At 57.2% G+C, this 20332-nt stretch carries 22 protein-coding genes; 13 read left to right on the plus strand and 9 right to left on the minus strand.

The window, feature by feature from the left end; genetic code table 11:
* Positions 1-17 precede the first annotated feature (17 nt).
* From C0U40_RS04480 to C0U40_RS04505, 6 genes are all read left to right on the plus strand, one after another.
* Positions 18-908, plus strand: coding sequence for a LysR substrate-binding domain-containing protein (locus tag C0U40_RS04480; protein ID WP_101654508.1), 891 nt, complete (start codon positions 18-20; stop codon positions 906-908).
* A gap of 212 nt (positions 909-1120) precedes the next feature.
* Positions 1121-1435, plus strand: a complete 315-nt coding sequence (locus C0U40_RS04485) for an AtpZ/AtpI family protein (protein ID WP_101654509.1) — start codon at positions 1121-1123, stop codon at positions 1433-1435.
* Between the two features lie 43 nt (positions 1436-1478).
* Complete coding sequence (locus C0U40_RS04490) at positions 1479-2246, plus strand: F0F1 ATP synthase subunit A (protein WP_286134775.1); 768 nt, start codon at positions 1479-1481, stop codon at positions 2244-2246.
* A gap of 52 nt (positions 2247-2298) precedes the next feature.
* Complete coding sequence (locus C0U40_RS04495; protein WP_069300419.1) at positions 2299-2535, plus strand: F0F1 ATP synthase subunit C; 237 nt, start codon at positions 2299-2301, stop codon at positions 2533-2535.
* 75 nt (positions 2536-2610) lie between these two features.
* Entirely contained in the window at positions 2611-3141 is a 531-nt protein-coding gene (locus C0U40_RS04500; RefSeq protein ID WP_101654510.1) for a F0F1 ATP synthase subunit B', read from the plus strand.
* Between the two features lie 5 nt (positions 3142-3146).
* Positions 3147-3707: a F0F1 ATP synthase subunit B gene (locus C0U40_RS04505; protein WP_101654511.1), complete on the plus strand. Its 561-nt coding sequence runs from the start codon at positions 3147-3149 to the stop codon at positions 3705-3707.
* Positions 3708-3849: 142 nt separating this feature from the next.
* On the opposite strand, the gene C0U40_RS04510 is transcribed toward C0U40_RS04505, so the two are convergent.
* The gene (locus tag C0U40_RS04510; RefSeq protein WP_101654512.1) at positions 3850-5136 is read right to left on the minus strand and encodes a homoserine dehydrogenase; all 1287 of its coding nucleotides are present in this window, start codon (positions 5134-5136) and stop codon (positions 3850-3852) included.
* 97 nt (positions 5137-5233) lie between these two features.
* The gene (locus tag C0U40_RS04515; protein WP_145991884.1) at positions 5234-5503 is read right to left on the minus strand and encodes a hypothetical protein; all 270 of its coding nucleotides are present in this window, start codon (positions 5501-5503) and stop codon (positions 5234-5236) included.
* A gap of 151 nt (positions 5504-5654) precedes the next feature.
* On the opposite strand from C0U40_RS04515, the gene C0U40_RS04520 reads away from it, so the two are divergent.
* On the plus strand, positions 5655-6233 hold the full coding sequence (locus C0U40_RS04520) for a TetR/AcrR family transcriptional regulator (protein ID WP_101654514.1): 579 nt from the start codon (positions 5655-5657) through the stop codon (positions 6231-6233).
* On the opposite strand, the gene C0U40_RS04525 is transcribed toward C0U40_RS04520, so the two are convergent.
* From C0U40_RS04525 to C0U40_RS04540, 4 genes are all read right to left on the minus strand, one after another.
* Complete coding sequence (locus C0U40_RS04525) at positions 6230-7567, minus strand: insulinase family protein (protein ID WP_101654515.1); 1338 nt, start codon at positions 7565-7567, stop codon at positions 6230-6232. The two genes, C0U40_RS04520 and C0U40_RS04525, sit on opposite strands and share 4 nt — an antisense overlap.
* Before the next feature lies 1 nt (position 7568).
* A complete protein-coding gene (locus C0U40_RS04530) occupies positions 7569-8852 on the minus strand; it encodes a M16 family metallopeptidase (protein WP_101654516.1) in 1284 nt (427 codons plus the stop codon).
* A gap of 37 nt (positions 8853-8889) precedes the next feature.
* A complete protein-coding gene (locus C0U40_RS04535; RefSeq protein ID WP_101654517.1) occupies positions 8890-9816 on the minus strand; it encodes an adenylate/guanylate cyclase domain-containing protein in 927 nt (308 codons plus the stop codon).
* A gap of 170 nt (positions 9817-9986) precedes the next feature.
* Entirely contained in the window at positions 9987-10331 is a 345-nt protein-coding gene (locus C0U40_RS04540; RefSeq protein ID WP_101654518.1) for a MerR family transcriptional regulator, read from the minus strand.
* 111 nt (positions 10332-10442) lie between these two features.
* On the opposite strand from C0U40_RS04540, the gene C0U40_RS04545 reads away from it, so the two are divergent.
* Positions 10443-11522, plus strand: coding sequence for an NAD(P)/FAD-dependent oxidoreductase (locus C0U40_RS04545; RefSeq protein ID WP_101654519.1), 1080 nt, complete (start codon positions 10443-10445; stop codon positions 11520-11522).
* 78 nt (positions 11523-11600) lie between these two features.
* Here C0U40_RS04545 and glyA read toward each other — a convergent pair whose 3' ends face one another.
* Positions 11601-12893 carry a serine hydroxymethyltransferase gene (glyA, locus tag C0U40_RS04550; protein WP_101654520.1) on the minus strand — a complete coding sequence of 431 codons (1293 nt, stop codon included), beginning with the start codon at positions 12891-12893 and terminating at the stop codon, positions 11601-11603.
* A 273-nt stretch (positions 12894-13166) separates the two neighbouring features.
* Here glyA and C0U40_RS04555 point away from each other — a divergent pair, with 273 nt between their 5' ends.
* Entirely contained in the window at positions 13167-13931 is a 765-nt protein-coding gene (locus C0U40_RS04555; protein WP_101654521.1) for an NAD kinase, read from the plus strand.
* A 59-nt stretch (positions 13932-13990) separates the two neighbouring features.
* On the opposite strand, the gene C0U40_RS04560 is transcribed toward C0U40_RS04555, so the two are convergent.
* Together C0U40_RS04560 and C0U40_RS04565 are read right to left on the minus strand one after the other, a co-directional pair.
* Entirely contained in the window at positions 13991-14380 is a 390-nt protein-coding gene (locus C0U40_RS04560) for a Lin0512 family protein (protein WP_101654522.1), read from the minus strand.
* Positions 14377-14724: a Lin0512 family protein gene (locus tag C0U40_RS04565; RefSeq protein ID WP_101654523.1), complete on the minus strand. Its 348-nt coding sequence runs from the start codon at positions 14722-14724 to the stop codon at positions 14377-14379. Before C0U40_RS04565 ends, C0U40_RS04560 begins: the two co-directional genes overlap by 4 nt.
* 129 nt (positions 14725-14853) lie before the next feature.
* On the opposite strand from C0U40_RS04565, the gene C0U40_RS04570 reads away from it, so the two are divergent.
* Genes C0U40_RS04570 through C0U40_RS04585 form a run of 4 tightly spaced genes read left to right on the plus strand, consistent with a single transcriptional unit; the run spans position 14854 to position 20330 of the window.
* Positions 14854-15927: an AI-2E family transporter gene (locus C0U40_RS04570; RefSeq protein WP_101654524.1), complete on the plus strand. Its 1074-nt coding sequence runs from the start codon at positions 14854-14856 to the stop codon at positions 15925-15927.
* The gene (locus C0U40_RS04575) at positions 15920-16594 is read left to right on the plus strand and encodes a chromosomal replication initiator DnaA (RefSeq protein ID WP_101654525.1); all 675 of its coding nucleotides are present in this window, start codon (positions 15920-15922) and stop codon (positions 16592-16594) included. Before C0U40_RS04570 ends, C0U40_RS04575 begins: the two co-directional genes overlap by 8 nt.
* Positions 16594-18810, plus strand: a complete 2217-nt coding sequence (locus tag C0U40_RS04580) for an RNA degradosome polyphosphate kinase (protein WP_101654526.1) — start codon at positions 16594-16596, stop codon at positions 18808-18810. The genes C0U40_RS04575 and C0U40_RS04580 overlap by 1 nt, the downstream gene beginning before the upstream one ends.
* Positions 18811-18854: 44 nt before the next feature.
* Entirely contained in the window at positions 18855-20330 is a 1476-nt protein-coding gene (locus C0U40_RS04585; RefSeq protein WP_286134776.1) for a Ppx/GppA family phosphatase, read from the plus strand.
* Positions 20331-20332: the final 2 nt, after the last annotated feature.

Below are 20332 nucleotides of genomic sequence, written 5' to 3' on the forward strand. Positions count from 1 at the left end.
AAAGTCACGTGTCCGCTATGGCTCGAACTCTTCCCCCTCTGAATGCCCTGCGTGCCTTTGAATCTGCGGCGCGGCTGAACAGTTTTACGCGCGCGGCGCAGGAACTGAACGTGTCCCATTCCGCCATCAGCCGCCATGTGCGCGGGCTTGAAAAGCGGCTCGATGTGGCGCTGTTCCGGGCGGTGGCTCGCGGGGTTGAACTGACCCCGAACGGCCAATGGTATCTGGAACGCATCGGGCCTGCGCTGGACACGATTTCCGAGGCCACAGACGGATTGACCGATATACCGGCAGGGCAGGTGATCCTGAGTTGCGAACCTTCCATTGCGCAGAAATGGCTGATTCCGCGAATGGGACGGTTCGCTGCGCTGCACCCTGACGTGCGGATCACCCTGACCGTCACCGACCGGCTGGCCAATGTTGCCAACCACGATTGCGATATTGCGCTGCGCTATGTCAGTGAGGGTGTGGATGTATCGGCCTATGATGAAATCAGCCGTGCGCCGGTTTACCCTTACGCCAAACCGGGTTTTGCCGATCTCGACCCGGATAATCTGGATCTTGCGCTGCTGGCGCGTCAGCATCTGATACAGGAACATACCGGATTGCTCTGGCCGATGTGGTTCCGCGCGGCTGGCGTCGTGCCGGACAGGCCGCTGAACCTGTCCACGCCGCTGGATGCGGTGCTTGGGATCGAAGCGGCGATTTCAGGACTGGGGGCAATCCTGATGTCGGCGGAACTGACCTCGGTCGAGGTAGAAGCCGGAAGGCTGATCAAACTTTCGGATGTGGGGGTGCAATCGGGGGGGTATTATCTGCTGACGAACGCCACCGCCGCACGGCGCAGGGCCGTGAAAGTGTTTCGGGACTGGATGCTTTCAGAGAGCGAAGCCTGGCGTACCCGTTAGGCCGTAATCTGTTATTCAACCAAAACGTTGAATAAGCGAAAAGGCGCTGAATCCGTTCTTTGTGTAACAGCCGCCCCTGCGACATCCTAGAAAACTGTTTCTGATCAATAGCTTGGTAAATGCTATTCCCGTTGACTCTGTGTGAACCCCTGCTATTTTCCGCGCAACTGTCCAAAGCGGCGTTTTGACCATGGATGAAGGAGGCTCGGCGTATGTCAGATAGCCCTGACCCCAACAGGTTGAACGCCCTTGAGGAGAAGCTTCAGGCAAAGAGGAAGGCAATCGAGCCTGCCCCCGCGCAAGAGCATCACCTGAGCCAGGCGCAAGCCGGATGGCGGATGGTTACGGAGCTGGTAGTGGGTTTGCTGCTGGGTTTCGGGCTGGGATACGGATTGGATCGTGCGTTTGGCACCATGCCGGTATTTCTGGTCATATTTACGATGCTGGGTTTCGCCGGTGGGGTGCGTGCAATGATGCGATCCGCCGAAGAGATCACGAAAAAGAACGCGGAAACGCACGACAATTAATTCGGGACCATAGGGTTCCCGCCCGAAAAGAGGACACGAGACCGTGGCAATTGAAAGTGATGCAGTCGAACAGGAGCTTGAGCTCGCCATTCATCCAATGGACCAGTTTCTGGTCAAGCCGCTGTTTGGCGGTGGCCACGGCGATATCGGCATGTTCACAATCACCAATGCCACCTTGTGGCTGGGGATTACGGTTCTTTGTGCCATCGCTCTGATGGTTCTGGGCACACGGGGCCGCGCGATTGTGCCAAGCCGCAGCCAGTCCATCGCCGAAGTGATCTATGTGTTCATCTACAAAATGGTTGAAGACATCACCGGCAAGGACGGTCTGAAGTATTTCCCGTATATCTTCTCGCTGTTCATTTTCATCCTTGTGGCAAACGTTGTCGGCCTGCTGCCGGCGTCCTTCACCACAACCAGCCACATCGCTGTGACTGCAACGCTGGCCTTGATCGTGTTTGTCGCTGTTACGGTTCTGGGTTTCGTGAAAAACGGCACAGCCTTTTTGTCCCTGTTCTGGGTTTCTGCCGCACCTCTGGCGCTGCGTCCCATCCTGGCACTGATCGAAGTGATCTCTTACTTCGTGCGTCCCGTCAGCCACTCCATTCGTCTGGCCGGGAACATGATGGCGGGACACGCTGTTATCAAAGTTTTTGCAGGGTTCGCTGTTGTGACCTTCATCTCCCCTGCTGCAATTGGCGCGATCGTTGCGATCTATGCGCTGGAAACGCTCGTGGTCTGTATTCAGGCTTACGTGTTCACCATTCTGACTTGTGTATACCTCAAAGATGCTCTGCATCCGTCGCACTAAGTCCGAGTAAACTATCTACGTCATTAGAATCTTAAGGAGAAAAAAAATGGCAATCGAAGGCGATCTGGCACAAATGGGTGCATTCCTTGGCGCAGGCTTGGCAAGTGTTGGCATGGGTGGCGCAGCCATCGGTGTGGGCAACGTTGTTGGCAACTACCTGTCCGGCGCTCTGCGTAACCCTGCTGCGGCTGCTGGCCAAACAGCGACCATGTTCATTGGTATCGCGTTTGCCGAAGCTCTGGGGATCTTCTCGTTCCTCGTTGCGCTGCTGCTGATGTTTGCCGTTTAAGCCAACCGAACCGAAGTACGTAAGGGTTGGGCCATTCGGCCCGCCCTTTGGTTCTTAAGCTGAACGGAGGTTGCCATGGCAACTGAAACAAACGGAGCTGCAACCGAGCATGCCCAGGGTATGCCGCAGCTGGACTTCTCGACTTTTCCGAACCAGATTTTCTGGTTGCTGGTTACTCTGGTCGTTATCTATTTCGTTATGAGCCGCGTTGCGCTTCCGCGTATCGCTTCGGTTCTTGCGGAACGGCATGGCGCCATCCAGAGCGATCTGGACAAAGCCGAGCAAATGAAAGCCAAAGCTGTCGAGGCAGAGGCTGCGTATAACAAAGCACTGGTGGATGCCCGTGCCGAAGCGCAGGCTATCGTCGAAGCGACCCGTGCCGAAATCCAGAAAGATGTGGATGTGGCAATGGCGAAAGCAGATGCGGAAATTGCTGCGAAATCAGCAGAGTCCGAAGCTGCGATCAAAGAGATCCGTGACTCCGCGATGAGCGCGATCGAAGAAGTTGCGAATGACACAGCCGAAGCCATCGTTGCCAAGGTTATGCCGGCAGCAGCGGATAAGGCAGCGGTCAAAGCAGCTGTTTCTGCACGGTTGAAAGGGTGAAGACTATGAAAATTCTCAACACTCTCGCAGCCCTCGCCCTGTCGTCCGCTCCGGCGTTTGCCGCCAGTGGTCCATTCTTCAGCATGGCCAACACCGACTTTGTGGTCACAATCGCATTTGTGATCTTCATTGCGGTTCTGGTTTATCTGAAGGTTCCTGCGAAGGTTGCCGGTCTGCTGGACAAGCGTGCGACTGACATCCAGTCTGAACTGGACGAAGCCCGTGCCCTGCGTGAAGAAGCCCAGAGCATTCTGGCCACTTACGAGCGCAAGCAAAAGGAAGTGTCCGAACAGGCCGAGCACATCATCGAAACTGCCAAAGCCGAAGCAAACCGCGCTGCCGAACAGGCGAAAGAAGACATCAAAGTCTCTATCGCACGTCGTCTGCAAGGCGCCGAGGACCAGATCGCATCGGCTCAGGCTGCCGCGATCAAGGACGTGCGGGATCGTGCTATCGCTGTAGCTGTAGCTGCAGCCAGCGACGTGATCGCGAAAGGCATGACTGCTAAAGACGCAGGCGCGCTGATCGACGCTTCCATCAAGGATGTGGGCGAAAAGCTGCACTAATCTGACGGCGGGCGGAACGCATTTAGGGTTCTGCCTCTGGCACTAAGACACGAAAAACCCCGCAGTGAAGGCTGCGGGGTTTTTCTTTGGATATTTCCAGAAAATGGAAGCCGGAAGCTCAGGTTCCGGCTGCGCTGTTTTCTTAAACTTCTACGATCTTGAGCGCGATCGGATCGCTTGTGGCATCGCCAGTGGCCTTTATACCCTCTATGGCGGCTGCCACGTCGGAAGGCTTGCAAGGGTGGGTGACGATCAGCACAGGCGCACTGTCCCCTTCGTGGTTCTGCTGGCGCAGCCGGTCGATAGAGACATTGGCATCTCCAAGCGCGCGGGCGATGTTGGCGAGCACACCTGGCGCATCCCGCAGGCTGGTGCGGATGTAATAGGCCGACGGCGCTTGGGACTGGGCCGAAGGTGTGTCCACCAGTTGTGCCGCAGGAATGCCAAAGACAGGCAGGGTAAGGCCCCGCGCAATATCCATCACGTCGCCCATCACGGCGCTGGCGGTCGGGCCTTCGCCGGCACCGGCGCCGCGCAGCACGATCTGGCCGACGCTGTCGCCTTCGATCACGATCATGTTGGTGCCGCCCTCAAGCTGGCCCAGCGGCGAGTTGTAGGGCACAAGACAGGGCTGCATGGTTTGTTCCAGCCCGTGCTCTGTCATCTGGCTAAGACCCAGCAGTTTGATCCGGTACCCCATGTCGCTGGCGGCGCGGATATCGTCGATGGAAATCTCGCCGATGCCTTGCAGTTGTGCCGCTTTGAAATCGACCTGTGTGCCATAAGCGATTGAGGAGAGCAGCACGAGTTTATGCGCCGCATCAATCCCGCCTACATCAAGGTTCGGGTCCGCTTCCAGATAACCGAGTTGGTTGGCCTCTTCGAACACGTCCTCATAGGGCAGGCCGGCATTTTCCATCCGGGTCAGGATGTAATTACAGGTTCCGTTCATCACACCCATGATGCGGGTGATGTTGTTGCCGGCAAGGCCTTCGGTCAGGGCCTTAATCACCGGAATACCACCGGCAACAGCGGCTTCGAAGCGCAGGTTCAATCCGTTTTTCTCTGCCGCAGAGGCAAGAGCGTGGCCGTGATGGGCGAGAAGCGCCTTGTTGGCGGTGACGACGTGTTTGCCTGCCGCCAGAGCAGCTTCTACCGAAGCTTTGGCGGGGCCGTCTTCGCCGCCCATCAGTTCAACGTAGACATCCACATCGTCCCGTTGCGCCAGTTTGGTCGGATCGTCTTCCCAGGCATAACCGGAGAGATCCACACCACGGTCTTTCCCGCGGGAGCGGGCACTGACCGCTGTCACTTCGATTGTGCAGCCCGAGCGTGCCGTCAGAAGGGCCGCATTCTGCTGAACAATCTTGATGACGCCGGAACCAACGGTTCCTAGTCCGGCAATGCCGAGACGGAGTGTGGTGGACATGGGATCTACCTTTGAAAAACGGATGAATACTTCGGGTTTCGCCCTCTGTTATCCCAAGGGGGCATAGGGTGCAATCCGATCCGGCCAGTCAGAGGACTCAATTGGCTGCGTCCCGTTTCAGACGGGCGGCGCGGGCGCGCAGGGCACGGGCGCGGGCTGCAAGTCTTTCGGTCGCGGTCTGATTTTCTTCCGCAGCGGCGCTTACGCCTTCTCCGGCGGCCGCCAGTTCTGATGTTACAGCCAGTTCCGGCCAGTCAGCGCCAGAGGCATCGGACCCTTCGGGGTACTGGTAATCGGGCCGGTTCGATTTAATTGAACAGGCCGCCAGTGCAAGCGCGACGGTCAGGAACAGGATCAGGCGCATCAAGGAAGGCTCCGCATTTGTGCTGGCCGGAGTTTATGTAAATCCGGAAGACAGGGCAATGGTACGCGAACGCTTCCTTTGGGCTTGCAATTAAACAGGCGTTCATTTCTCTTGGGGAAGACAGGTTACTGATAGCAAAGGCAGGGACAGGAATATGGCGCGGACATCCGGCTCCAGTTCACAGAAAACCGGACCACTGGTACGGGCTGCGGCGTTGCGGCTGTTTGCGCAACACGGGTTTGCAGCCGTTTCCATGCGCCAGATTGCAGCCGAAGTAGGTGTGCAGGCGGGTGCGCTCTATCGCTATACGCCGGACAAACAGAGCCTGCTGTTCGAGCTGATGCAGGTGCATATGGAAGAGCTTCTGAGCACTTGGGCAGCGGTGGACGCCGGTTCGGAGCCGCTGTCGCGGCTGGACAGTTTTGTGCGGTTTCACATTCTGCACCATCTGGATCGCGCCGATGCGGTGTTTATTTCCTATATGGAGCTCCGCAACCTGACGGCGGAGAACTTCGCACAGATCGAAGCGATGCGAGCGGAATACGAGCAGGTCCTGGAGGATATTCTGGTGGCCTGCGGCGGAGAAGGTCTGGGTGATCCCAAACTGACGACCCTTGCAGTTCTTGCCATGCTGACGGGGGTCAACACATGGTATCGCGAAGGCGGGCGACTGGACCGCGAGGCAGTGGTCCAGACTTATGTCGCAATGGTGCGCCGCGTGGTCGGGCTCTAGTCCTGCAATTTTTCAAGACAGTAGCGCAGGGGCTCTGACAGGGGGAGTTCGCAATAGCCGTTCTGTTCCTGCATCTCGGTGTACGGTGGCAGGGTGCCGCCGATCAGCAGGACCAGATAATCCGAGAAAGGCGGCAGGCTCTCTTTGCCCTTTGCGGCGATGGTTTCCAATTTTGCCTGCACAAGGGCACTAAACAGGGGTATTTTGACTTCACCGGTGGTGCCATCGGGATATTCGAACAAAAACTGCATGGCGGACCATGAAGGATTGGTGGCAAACCTGTATTCGAAACCGCTCCGCAAACGTCGCTGGTTGTTGGCCAGCCCCTGCGCCCCGACGTCGCCGGCGCGGGTGGTTTCATAGATTGTGCGGATGGTTTCCAGAACCGCGGGCCAATCCGGCGTGGAGACCGTCGCACTCAGCGCCAGCAGCGCCTGATTACGGGCGATCTGGTGGAAATCCGACGCCGGATCATAGGCGGCCCGCATTTCCTGCCGGATGATACGGAACATTTCCGAACCCTGATAGGCCCCCATGTAATCCAGTAGCAGGTTGGCGTTGATCTGCTGCTCTGCATTTTCGAAAATGCTGTGGTGAACGGCGAGGATCAGGGTTTCCTCTCCGTCTGGATCAGGCGCGAAAATGATGCCTTTGGGCAGGTCCACGGGCCGGTCCGGTTTGTTTGTCGGTTCAACGTCAGCATTGCGCAGGGGCAAACCGTTAATGGCGCTCTGGATCAACGGGGAGGGGTCCCGTTCCGTGGTGCGGATAATGATCTGGCGGGGCATGCCGAAGGCAAATTCCGTGTCTGTCGTGTCAACCCCGTCTGATTCAACAGGGAAACGCACATAATCGGAAATAACATTGATCACATGGTCGGGTCGCCGGTTTTTGGTGGCTTTGACAGGAGTCAGCAACAGTGACTGGCGTTTATACCATTCCTTGGAAAAGGCGGGATTGGCCAGAAGCGCGTTCAGATGGATCAGCGCGTCCGCAAAGACTGCATGTGGGGCGGTCATTGTGAGAAGGATGTCAGAATCTTGTGTGGAAATACCCAGCGAAATGCCGTTCACCTCGCGGTAGGTTTCTGCCTCGAAAGGGGAGAGGTCCGTGGTTCCCGCGCTGATCGCTGTAGATAACCCGGCATTGAGCGCGAGCACGCGGTTCATTGCGAAATCGGGAATGGCCCAGACAAATGTGACGGCTGACAGGCCGTTACGCATCGGGGTCAGTTGCGCGATCTTCGGGTCAGAGGATGCTGCGACCAGCTCGGCTCTGGCCATAAGCGGCAACAACAGGGTCACAATGCACAAGGTCAGGAAGCGTAACATCATCTCAATCTTCCTTTTGCGCGAATACAGCGGACATCGGAGCGGGAGCAATCAGGTTCTCAAGAAACTCCAGAACCTCTGCATCGGTGGTTTCTTCGATCAGGCTGGCATAGGTGCCGGGGGAAATCGGGGGCAACCCGTCGGAGCCGACATTCTCCAAAAATGCCAAAAAATCATCGGGCCGACGGGCAGCAGAACTGGCATGGGCAGCGTTGCGCTTGCGTGCGGTTTCGATTTCCTGCGCGCTTGGCGGGGTGTCCAGCAATCCGGCGATTGTGGTTTCAAACGTCTCCAGCGCATCTTCAAAAGACACGCCGGGCATGGGCACCAGAAAGGAAACCATTTCCATATCGCCGTTCTTGGCCAGAAAGAAGCTGGTGTTGACCGATTGATAATCGAAACTGTCGAAAATCAGCGCCTTGCGGATGCGGCTTTCAAAGATGGACACGCCGATGAAGAACTCCCCTTGCAGGTCGATGCTGGTGTCTTCGACCGGATATTCGACGAATTTGGCGTAGACCAGCGTGTCATCGTACAGCCGGTTGGACGTCAGCCGTTCGATTTTGCGCAGACCGGGTTGCGGTTTTTCGTCCAGCCACCATTTTTCCGGCGGGGTCGAGGCTTCGGTATCACCGAAGTACTCCGCCACCTTCTTTTCCGCCAGTTCAGGCGGAATGTTCCCCGAAATGATCAGCATAATATTGGAGGGCACATAGTGTTTCGCGTGAAAGTCCAGCGCCGCTTCAAGGCTCAGTTTGGGGACATCCGCGATGATGTCATTTGCCCGCCCGCGGGTGGAGCCGTAAAGGTTCTGCAAGGCCTTGCGCCGCAGCCAGCGGGTCGGGTACTGGCGCTCCCGCAGGTAGGTTTCCCGCTCGACAATCTGCTTTTCGCTTTGCAGGAAGTCTTCGGGCAGCTTTGGCGTGTCAAGTAAGGCGCGGGACAGTTTCATCAGCCGGTCGATTTCTGCCGGGTGCCCCGAGTTGGTGTAGATCGTCGCCACAGCGGATGTTTTTGCAAAGAGATCCCGTTCGCGCGGCTGGCGCAGCACATAAGTATCGGCAGAAAACGCTGCGAGATGTTCCAGAAAATGCGCGGTGCCGGCGACTTCATCGTCGTCATAACTGCCCGAGAGCACCAGAACCTGCACATCCACACGGTTAAAATCATTGCGTGGCACCACATAGGCAGAATGCAAGCCGCCGATGTTCTTGAGGGGAATAACCTCTTGGGCGGTGGCGGAAACGGGCAGAAGAAACAGGAAGACGGTGACGATAAAGCGAAGCAATGAAACGTCCTTTGTTGGGTGACGGGGCGGGAGGTGCCTATGCCGGTTTAAGCTGGGCCATATGGTGCAATTGGCAAGTCACAGAAAGGGCATCCTCGGCCTCGGGGTGTTTGGTTGGCGACAACGTGCATTTACCCGGGAGCGCCATGGTTTCACGGCGCAAAAGGATCGGGTCCTGTCCGGGCAGGCAGACATAGGTGCCGTTCGAGCTGACATCCCGTAAGTAGGCATGATCCTTGCGCATTTCAATGATGATATGGCGACGTGACACCCACTGGCGCGGCAGGATAAGATCGCAGGTGTCGGCCCGTCCGACCGTGACCTCGCGGTCCTGCGTACATTCCGCGACCTTGCCGTCAAAGGCGATCAGAGCTGAAAGTTCCTTGGTGCCGTCACTTCTGGCACGGGGCAGGTCCGTATTCGGAGCAGACCCGAAAGACACCTGTGTGTTGCTGTCTACAGTTACATCAGCATAGCGGTAGATGTTTTCAGCACGGGCCTTGCCCCGCAACTTGCGGCTGTCAAAATAATGCAGTTCGTCGCGCCCACCTTGTTTGATCGCTTTGAAAAAGGCGCGGCTGCACAGGGATTCATTCGGGTTGGCAAGCCCGGTCAGACGAGCAGCAACATTCACGCAATCGCCGAAAATATCGTCCCGCGTGCGGATGGCTGGGCCAAAATCCAGCCCGATATGTACCGAGAGCGCACCGTCCCGCGTGCGCGCCAACATGTCCTGCATGGTCTGGAGCGCGTTGTTCGGGTCTTCGAAAATGCACAGCACATCGTCCCCGCGGGAATGGATGAACTCGCCCCCGTGTTCGCTGATCACATCTCTGAGAATACGCAGGCAATCATCGATCTGGGCGCGGGCCTCCAGATTGCCCACCTGATCGTACAAAGCTGTGCTGCCGGAAATATCCGCACAGACAACGGCAACAATTACTTCGAACTGGGCGTCAGACATAAAAAAAGTCCTTGGATCAATGCGCAACCAGCTGGTGGCGCCAATCTGAATAGGCAGGACGATAGGGAAATCTGTAGCCGCGTGCAAGGCGCAGGCCAGCAAGAACGGTACTTGTCTGCCTTCAGCTTGGGGGATGGCGCTGGGAAACGAAACAGTCTGACAGGATTGCCTTAATTTGCTCCGTTTTTAACCTTCTCGAGAAACCGGATCACGTTTTCGATCTGGCCTGCCCGTTCCTTCAGTTCGCTAATCTTGCTTTGAATCACCCGCCGTCCAACTTCTGGATCACAACTGTCTGCGGTGGATTCCATAATCGAACGAAGGTCAGCAATTGACATGCCGGCTTCTCTTGCTCCGGCATAGAACTTCAGTATTACAACGCAATCGTCTTTGTATTCGCGGTAATTGTTTGTGGTGCTGTCGCTGACGGACGAAGAAATAAGCCCGTTGCGTTCGTAGAACCGGATCGTGTCCCGGCTCACACCGGTTTTTTCAGCAAGTTCGCCTATACGCATCGTTTTTCTCCGTAAACATCAAACCATGGATCATTGTCCATTGTTTTTCGTTTTCAACTGTGCTCTTAAAGAAGCAAGAGTGCAACAAAAACAAGTATCGGGAATCTCAGAATGTCTCAACGTATTGTTATCGTCGGCGGCGGCTATCTCGGCGTGCAACTGGCAAAGGGGCTGGACAGCAAAGCCGAAGTCACATTGATCGAGCCGCGCAGCCATTTTGCCCATACACCGGCACTGATCCGTGCCGTAGTTGTTCCAGAGCTTCTGGATCAGGCCCTGATTCCATATGACGGGCTTTTGAAGAACGGTCGTGTGATAAAAGCACGGGCGACAAGCATCGACGCAAATGGCGTAACGCTGGAAAACGGGCAAGAGGTACCAGCGGATTATATTGTCGTTGCGACCGGATCTTCCAATGCGGTGCCCTTCAAGCCGAAATCCGACAGTATCGAAGCCTTTAGGGCGGATAATGCGCGGGGGCACAATATGCTCAAGGCTGCGAAAAGCGTCGCAATAGTGGGGGCAGGGGCCGTTGGCACCGAATTGGCCGGAGAGATTGCCCATTTTATGCCGGAGAAAGACGTTACACTAGTTTCTGCTGAACCATCGCTCTTCCCGCAAATGCCGCAAAAACTCGGGGCCGAGCTTACATCAAAACTGTCAAAAGCGGGTGTGAAAACTGTCTTCGGGGCGCAAGTCAAAAACCTCGAAAGTACAACCGAGCCTTATTCCGGAACACTTGAGTTGAGCAACGGACAGCGGATCAGTGCAGATTTGATCTTTCCTGTGATCGGGTCGCGGGCCGCAACGGATATACTGGAAACACTTCCAGGCGCTTCGAAGGGGAATTCCCGTCGTATTGAAACAGACGCTTGGCTTCGCCCTTCAGAGTTGCCTAATGTGTTTGCCGCCGGTGACGTTGCCGAAACCGGTGATGCGATGACAGTGGTCGGTGCCAGCAGGCAGGCCCCGTGGCTGGAAAAAACTCTGGTGTCGCTGATGGACGGGAAAGCTGTAGAAGATACGCCCCCTTATAAACCTTGGGATAAAGCACCGTTTCTGGTCCCGCTTGGCCCGCAGAAAGGCAATTCCTATCTGGTTCTCTTTACGGCAGGTAGTTTCCTGACTCGCGCGTTGAAAGGTAAGGATTTGTTCCTGTCCAAATACAACAAGATGCTGGGGCGCGGTTAATCCGCCGTCACACAAAAAAGCCGCCCCCGATAAAGGGGCGGCTTTGACATGCGGGTATCGCTTGAGGGCGATTGAACCTTAGAGATCGTCGTAAAGCGGGAAGCGTTTGCACAGATCGGCAACCTTGGCGCGTACAGCGGCTTCAACCTCTGCATTGCCGTCTTCGCCATTCGCGGCCAGCCCGTCCACAACTTCAATGATCATATCCCCGATCTCGCGGAATTCGGCTTCCCCGAAGCCGCGAGTGGTTCCGGCAGGTGTGCCAAGGCGGATGCCGGAGGTCACTGTCGGCTTTTCAGGGTCAAACGGGATACCGTTCTTGTTTGCGGTGATATGGGCACGGCCCAGCGCCTTGTCGGTGATGTTGCCTGTCACGCCTTTGGGGCGCAGGTCCACCAGCATCACATGGGTGTCAGTGCCGCCTGTAACGATATCAAGCCCGCCCTTCATCAACTGGTCTGCCAGCGCCTTGGCATTGGCGACGACCTGCTTTTGATAGCTTTTGAACTCGGGGCGAAGGGCCTCACCAAAGGCGACGGCCTTACCGGCGATAACGTGCATCAGCGGGCCACCCTGAATGCCGGGGAAGATGGCAGAGTTGACCTTCTTCGCGATTGTCTCGTCATTGGTCAGGATCATGCCTCCGCGCGGGCCGCGCAGGGTTTTGTGGGTTGTTGTTGTTGCTACATGCGCATGTGGGAAGGGGGAAGGATGCTCGCCGCCGGCGACCAGACCGGCGAAATGGGCCATATCGACCATCAGATAGGCGCCAACGCTGTCCGCAATCTCGCGCATTTTGGCAAAGTCGATCTGGCGCGGAATGGCAGAACCACCGGCGATGATCATTTTGGGTTTGTGTTCATCCGCAAGGGATTGCACCTGATCGTAATCCAGCAGGTTGTCCTGTTTGCGCACGCCGTACTGGATGGCGTTGAACCATTTGCCGGACTGGTTCGGTTTGGCACCGTGTGTCAGGTGGCCACCCGCATCAAGGGACATGCCAAGGATCGTGTCACCCGGTGTCAGCAGCGCCTGAAACACGCCTTGGTTCGCCTGGCTGCCGGAGTTGGGTTGCACATTGGCGAATTCGCAGCCGAACAGCTGCTTGGCGCGGTCAATGGCAAGGTTTTCCGCAACGTCTACATACTGGCAACCGCCGTAGTACCGGCGACCGGGATAACCTTCTGCGTATTTGTTCGTCATCACCGAACCCTGCGCTTCCATCACCGCTTTAGAGACGATGTTTTCAGAAGCGATCAGTTCGATCTCGTCCCGCTGGCGGCCGAGCTCGTCAGTGATTGCACCGAACAGTTCGGGATCACGGGTGGAAAGGGATTCAGTAAAAAATCCAGCGTCGCGGACGGTTGTCATAGGGGATGATCCTTTGTTGGTCTTGCCGATGCGGTACGGGTAGTCCACGCGCTGTGCTCTGGCTGATCCATATGCGACGTGTGACTGCCAATTGCGGACGCAAGTACGGGCATTTGCCCCAAAAGAAAAGGCGCAAACTGTCGCGCAATAGTCGTTTTTCGCCTTTTTCTTCCAGAGATAACCCTGCGGCAGGCTGGGGATTTCCCTTGCGCCGGACCCGATGGACGGTGAAACTGTCCGGACGACCAATGCAGGACCACACGGGGCGCTTTGATGCAGTATAAGAAAATTTGTTTTCTTGCCAGTCAGGTAGAGACTGCACAAGAAGCGCGTGCCGTGCTGGTAAAGCGTTACGGGGATGTGCCACCGGTGCAGGCGGATCTGATTGTGGCACTCGGCGGGGACGGCTTCATGTTGTCTGTATTACACCAGACCCAAGGTCTGCGCGCACCTGTCTATGGTATGAATCGCGGTACAGTCGGCTTTTTGATGAATACTTTTGCGCCGGAAGGGCTGACGGACCGGCTGGCGGAAGCCGAAGAGGCCGTGATTCACCCTCTCAGAATGCGGGCCCATTGTGTGGACGGCACAGAAATCGAGGCTCTGGCTATTAACGAGGTGTCCCTGTTTCGCCATGGTCCGCAGGCTGCAAAGCTGCGAATCCTTGTGGACGGCAGGGAGCGGCTGCCCGAACTGGTATGCGACGGTGCGCTGCTGGCAACACCTGCCGGCTCGACCGCCTATAACTATTCGGCACACGGTCCGATTCTGCCGATTGGTGCGGAGATCCTCGCCCTGACGGCAATGGCCGCCTTCCGCCCCCGCCGCTGGCGCGGAGCACTGCTGCCTATGAAAGCAAAAGTGCGCTTTGAAGTGTTGGAGATGGAAAAACGACCTGTGCAGGCTGTGGCTGACGGGAATGAGGCGCGGGAAGTTGAATGGGTGGAAATTGCCATCGCACCTGAAATCACCCACCGCCTGCTGTTCGATCCGGGGCACGGTCTGGAAGAACGCCTGATCCGCGAGCAGTTTGTTTGACCGCAAGTCGGGATTCCTAGCGCTCCGCGCGGGGATATTTCAACCAAAAAGAGCGGAGGTCAGTCGGCCTTGCTCAGTTTCCAGTCGGCCGTGTTGATCGGGTAATAGGCCTCTATCGCGGCGGTGGCGATGACGCTGGCAGTGCTGCCGTCAGGGGATGGAATATTCTGCCCGCCTTTCACAACTTTGACTGTCGCCTTGCCGCGGGGCAGTTCTGCGGCGACCCGATCCCTGTCCAGTTGATCCGGTTCCTGCACGCCGATTGTGACCGCAACAGTCATGTCCTGATGATCCAGTCCCAATTCGCTAAAGAGTGTAAGCGAGGAATGGCGGATCGCGTCATTCACGGCGCGGATCGCGGCTTTGGTATAATCTTTGCCATAAAGGTCCGTGCCAATGCCGGTTTCCAGAATGATGCGGCTGTCGGTAGTCGGGGTGTCCTGTGTCATGCCCGCTCCATATCAAAAGAAACAACAATAGCAGCATTGGCGATGACGGTGATCCCCGCACCATCCGGTTTGGCAATATCAAGGCCGCCGTGGGAGGCCGTGATAGCGATCTGGCCATAGGGGAACATGTCGGTCAGTGCGTCAGTGTCCACCTGATCCGGTTTCTGTACGGCGATATCCACATCCACGATCATGGCTTCTTTCGGAAAGCCGAGAGCAGGGGCCACAGTCAGGGAATTGCGCCAGAGCGCATTTTGAATCGCACGGCGGGCGGCAGCGGTATAATCGGCGCGGCGCAGGGAAGTTCCATGGCCGATTTCAAGAGCAACACGGGTTTTGGGCATAACAGGGCCTTTGATTGTTCCTTATAAGGGCTATCCTGTGTATGGACCCTTGCGCAAGACCCGTGGCGGGTGAATTGTTATTGTTACAGTCTTGGGTTAAAACGGTTTTCGGAATTTGGTGGAGCTTACATGGCGTTAAGTGCAAATGAGCAGGTGCGGTACTGGGGAATAGGACTGGTGCTGGTACTGGTGGCCATGTGGTTGCTGGGCAATGTCCTGCTGCCTTTTATTACCGGAATGACCATTGCCTATTTTCTTGATCCAGTTGCAGACCGGCTGGAGCGGGCGGGGGCCTCGCGGGCGCTGGCGACAACTTTGATCACGCTGACGGCGATGCTGGTGATTCTGTTGCTGGTCATCGTGCTCGGCCCGCTACTGGTGAAGCAGACCGCGGCCTTCGTGACGGCCCTGCCGGAATATGTCTCGCAGTTTCAGAAATTCATTTCGACACGTTTTCCCGAGTTCTTTGACGAAACCTCTGCTGTGCGTCAGGGGCTTGGCACGCTGGTGGAGTTCATCCGGTCAAAAGGCGGGGAACTGGCCAATGCAGTGCTGGCATCGGCCTTTACCATTGTGGATGTCGCGATTTTCATCGTGGTTGCGCCTGTGGTGGCCTTTTACATGCTTCTGGACTGGGACCGTATGGTTGCCACCATCGACAGTTGGGTGCCCCGCGACCATCTGGAAACGGTACGCTATCTGGCGCGGCAGGTGGATAATGTACTGGCGGGGTTCGTGCGCGGGCAACTGACGGTCTGCGCCATTCTCGGCACGTTTTACGCTGTCGCCTTGATGGCGGTCGGTTTGCAGTTCGGCATTGTGGTGGGGCTGATCGCAGGCTTGCTGACGTTTATTCCTTATGTGGGGTCGATCATTGGCGGGGCGCTGTCCATCGGGCTGGCGCTGTTCCAGTTCTGGGACACGCCGATCTGGATTGCAGCCGTGCTTGCGATCTTTATTGCGGGCCAGATGATCGAGGGTAATTTCCTGACACCCAAATTGGTGGGGCGTTCTGTCGGGCTGCATCCGGTGTGGCTGATGTTCGCGCTTTCCGCCTTCGGGTCTTTCATGGGCTTTACGGGTATGTTGATCGCGGTGCCCGTTGCGGCCTGCCTTGGTGTGTTCTTCCGTTTCGGGGTTGGTCAGTATCTGGACGGGCGCCTTTACAAAGGGCTGGCTGACGAGGAGCAGGCCGATGGCTGAGCAACTGGTCTTTGACCTGCCGGTGGTAACGGCATTCGGGCGAGACGATTTCTTCACCTCGCCGGCCAACAGTCTGGCCGTGGCAGCGATTGAGGACTGGCGCCACTGGCCGCTCGGCAAACTGGTGTTGAGCGGGCCGGAAGGATCGGGCAAGTCCCATCTGGGCAGGATCTGGGCTGATATTGCCAGCGCGAAAGTGGTGCAGGCGCGGGATGTCAAGGATGCGGCAACGCTGGCGCGGGGGGCTTTGTGTGTCGAAAACCTGCACGCAATTGCCGGAGACCGCACGCAGGAAGCCGCATTGTTCCACCTTCATAACCTGATGGCACAGGGGGGGTATCCCCTTTTGATGACGGGTCGCGGCGTGCCGCGCAGTTGGGGGATTACCCTGCCAGATCTCGCCAGCCGGATCGAGGGCAGCCAGCTTGTTCAGCTTGGCGCACCAGACGATACGCTACTGGCGGCAGTTCTGCTGAAGCTTTGTGCAGACCGCCAGCTTTTGATGGAGCCGGGTGTCGTCGATGTGATCCTGCGTCGCGCAGAGCGGTCCTTTGCAGGTATCCGTGCGCTCGTCGGAGAACTGGATCGCGTATCACTACAACGAAAACGGCCGGTTGGTCCCCGCATGGTGACGGAGACACTGCGCCGGTTAGAGGAGATGAACTGATGGATGGCAGCTTGCAGGAACAGCCTGTCGAACGGAGGGTGCAAGCAGATTTCCTGCGCAACCCCGCGCCGGAACCTCTTGACCTGCCGCTGCTGGACAAGGAAAGCACCGACCGTTTTTTCAACCGCGAACTCAGCTGGCTGCAATTCAACTGGCGCGTGCTGGAAGAAGCACAAAATCCCCGCCTGCCGCTGCTGGAACGGGTTAGAATGCTGTCGATCTCCGGCACCAATCTGGATGAATTTTATTCCGTGCGGGTGGCGGGCCTGCGGGAACTGGAACGCAACGGCATAGAGACGCCGGCGCTGGACGGTCGCACACCCAAGGAACAACTGGTGCAGATCGACGCGGAAGCGCGCCATCTCATGCATGTCCAGCAGGAAGTCTGGGTCACGCTGATCGCGGAAATGGAAAAGGTCGGGATCGATATTCTGGTCCGCTCTGAACTGGATGACGCGGATCGCGAGTATCTCAAACAGGTGTTTGTGGACCAGATTTTCCCGATCCTGACGCCCCTTGCGATTGATCCGGCGCATCCTTTTCCTTTCATTCCCAACACCGGCCTGACGCTGGCGCTGCAGCTCAAGCGGAAGAAGGACAAACGGGTGTTGCAGTCGCTTTTGCCTATTCCGGCGCAGGTGCAGCGGTTCATTCCGCTGCCAGACGGTCCGGGTGGAACACAGCGGATGATTATGCTGGAAGAAGTGCTGCTGAAATTCATCGACCAGTTGTTTCCGGGGTATACGGTGGACGGATACTGTGCGTTCCGCCTGTTGCGCGACAGTGATCTGGAACTGGAAGACGAGGCCGAAGACCTGCTGCGCGAGTTCGAAATCGCACTGAAGCGGCGACGCCGCGGCGAGGTGATCCGCATGACCATCTCGGCAGATGCACCTGCGGCCTTGCGAACAGTTATTTTTGGCGCGCTGGGCCTGACGGCGGATGAAGCAATAGAGGTGGACGGTCTGCTTGGGGTCTCCGATCTGGGGGCGCTGATTCTGGACAGTCGCAAGGATTTGCAGTGGCCGGAATTCAAACCCCGCGTGCCGGAACGGGTGCAGGACTTTGAAGGTAATATCTTCGCAGCGATCCGCCAGAAGGACATGCTCTTGCATCACCCTTACGAAACTTTTGACATCGTGGTCGAGTTTCTGCGTCAGGCTGCCCGCGATCCCGCAGTTGTCGCAATCAAACAAACGCTTTACCGGACCTCCAACGAAAGCTCGATTGTCGAGGCGCTTTGCGAGGCTGCGGAAGAAGGCAAGTCCGTCACGGCGCTTGTGGAACTTAAGGCCCGTTTCGACGAAGCCGCCAATATCCGGCAATCCCGCAGGCTGGAAAGGGCGGGGGCGCACGTGGTCTACGGGTTTCTCGACCTTAAGACCCATGCGAAACTTTCGACCGTGGTGCGGCGTGAAGGGGCGGAGTTGGTTACCTATACCCACTTTGGCACCGGCAACTATCATCCGATCACCGCTCGGTTCTACACAGACCTGTCCTTTTTCACCTGTGACAAGCAGTTGGGCCATGACGCGACCAAAGTGTTCAACTTTATTTCCGGCTATGTCGAACCCGAAGGCCTGCAACAACTTTCAGTCTCTCCGATGTTTTTGAAACGTGATCTTCTTGCGATGATCCACAACGAGATCGAAGCGGTGAAATCCGGCAAGCCGGGTGTGATCTGGGCCAAGATGAATGCGCTAATCGACGGGGATGTGATTGATGCACTGTATGCCGCCAGCCAAGCCGGTGTGAAAATTGATCTGGTGGTTCGCGGGATTTGCGGCTTGCGGCCGGGTATCAAGGGATTGTCCGAAAATGTGCGGGTCAAATCCATTGTCGGGCGGTTTTTGGAACATTCCCGTATAGTCTGTTTTGGCAACGGTTATGGATTGCCCGACAAACGCGCACGGGTTTTCATGTCCTCGGCGGACTGGATGGGGCGCAATCTCAATCATCGCGTGGAATCGCTGGTAGAAATCACCAACAAGACCGTCCACGCCCAGATTATGAGCCAGATCATGGCGGCGAATATGGCGGATCAAGTCAATTCGTGGGTGTTGCAACCGGACGGAAGCTATATTCGGGAAGTTGAAGAGGATGGTGAAAAGCGGTTCAACTGCCACAGGTTCTTCATGGAAAACCCTTCGCTGTCGGGGCGCGGTTCGGTCGGAGCCAAGGATGTGCCTGAACTTATGCACAGTGATGATGCCTGAAACAAGTCAAGGGAACAGGACAGCAGCCAGCAGGGGGGCACGGCTTGAAGATCACAACTAAATTCGCAGCACTGGAACGGGTCGGCGTGATTGACGTGGGCTCGAACTCTGTCCGTATGGTGGTGTTTGACGGTGCTGCACGGTCTCCGGCGTATTTTTATAACGAAAAGGTTATGTGTGGCCTTGGTAAGGGCATGTCCGAGACCGGACGGTTGAATCCCGAGGGACGCGCACGCGCGCTGTCTGCTATGATCCGGTTTGCTGCCCTTGCCAAAAGCTTTAAGGTTCAATCCCTGACCGCCGTCGCCACCGCCGCCGTGCGCGAGGCAGAGGACGGTCCCGCTTTTTGCACCGAAGTTCTGGAAAAGACTGGGATAGAGGTTTCCGTGGCCAGCGGCGTCGAAGAGGCTCGCCTTTCTGCGCAGGGTGTCCTGTTGGGATGGCCCGGGGCTGATGGTCTGGTGAGTGATATTGGCGGCGCGTCGATGGAACTGGTTGAACTGAACGACGGGGATATCGGGGAGCGGCTGACCTCTTCCCTTGCACCGCTGCGGCTGGCCGGTGTGGAGGGGGATCTGGACACGCATATCCGCGATACTTTGCACGGGTTGCGCAAGACTTTGCCCAAAGATTACCCCACTCTGTTTCTGGTAGGTGGCTCTTATCGTGCCATTGCAAAGCTGGATATGGCGCGGCGGGACTATCCCTTGCAGGTGCTTCACGAATACAAACTCTCCCGCGCGCGGCTGGCGGAAACGCTGGACTGGATCGAAACCGCGACGCTGGATGAATTCCGTGCCCTGTCGAGCACAAGTGTGGACCGGTTGATGCTGGTGCCGATGGCCGCCCGTGTGCTGCGGCATCTGGTGGATGTGTTTGACCCCAAGGAGGTTGCAATCTCCAGCTACGGGCTGCGTGAAGGGATGCTTTACGAACAGATGCCTGAAGACCTGCGTGCCCGCGATCCCCTGATTGAAGCCTGCCTGTTCAGCGAACGCACTTCCGCCCGGTTTCCGGGTTTCGGAACAGAACTCGCCCACTGGATACTGCCTCTGCTGCCCGATCCGGTGCGTTGGGAGCGTATCACTCTGGCGGCAGCCTTGTTGCATGATGTCAGCTGGCGTTCCGACCCGAGTTCCCGCGCCGAAGAATGTTTTGACAATGCCTCGCGGGGCAATCTTGGCGGGCTTGACCATCCCGGGCGTGTACTTCTGGCGATGGCGCTTTTGCACCGCTACCGCAAGAGCGGGAAGCTCGACAAATACAAGGCCCTGCGTCCCTTGCTGAACGACGAGCAGCACACCGGCGCACAGGTGATCGGTCAGGCCATGCGGCTGGGCGCGTCACTGGCGGGCGGAGACCGGAGCGTGCTGCGTCGTGCGAAACTGGTGCAGTCCGAGGGGGTGTTGGAATTGCAACTTCCCCCTGCCATTGCCGCCTTTGGCGGTGAAGTGGTGCAGACGCGGCTCGGGGAACTGGCGCAATCCATGGGTTGTGAAGGCCGGCTGACCCTGACCTGATG

Origin of the sequence: Neptunicoccus cionae (assembly GCF_002860325.1) — a bacterium.
In the GTDB taxonomy this organism is placed as follows: Bacteria; Pseudomonadota; Alphaproteobacteria; order Rhodobacterales; family Rhodobacteraceae; genus Amylibacter; species Amylibacter lutimaris.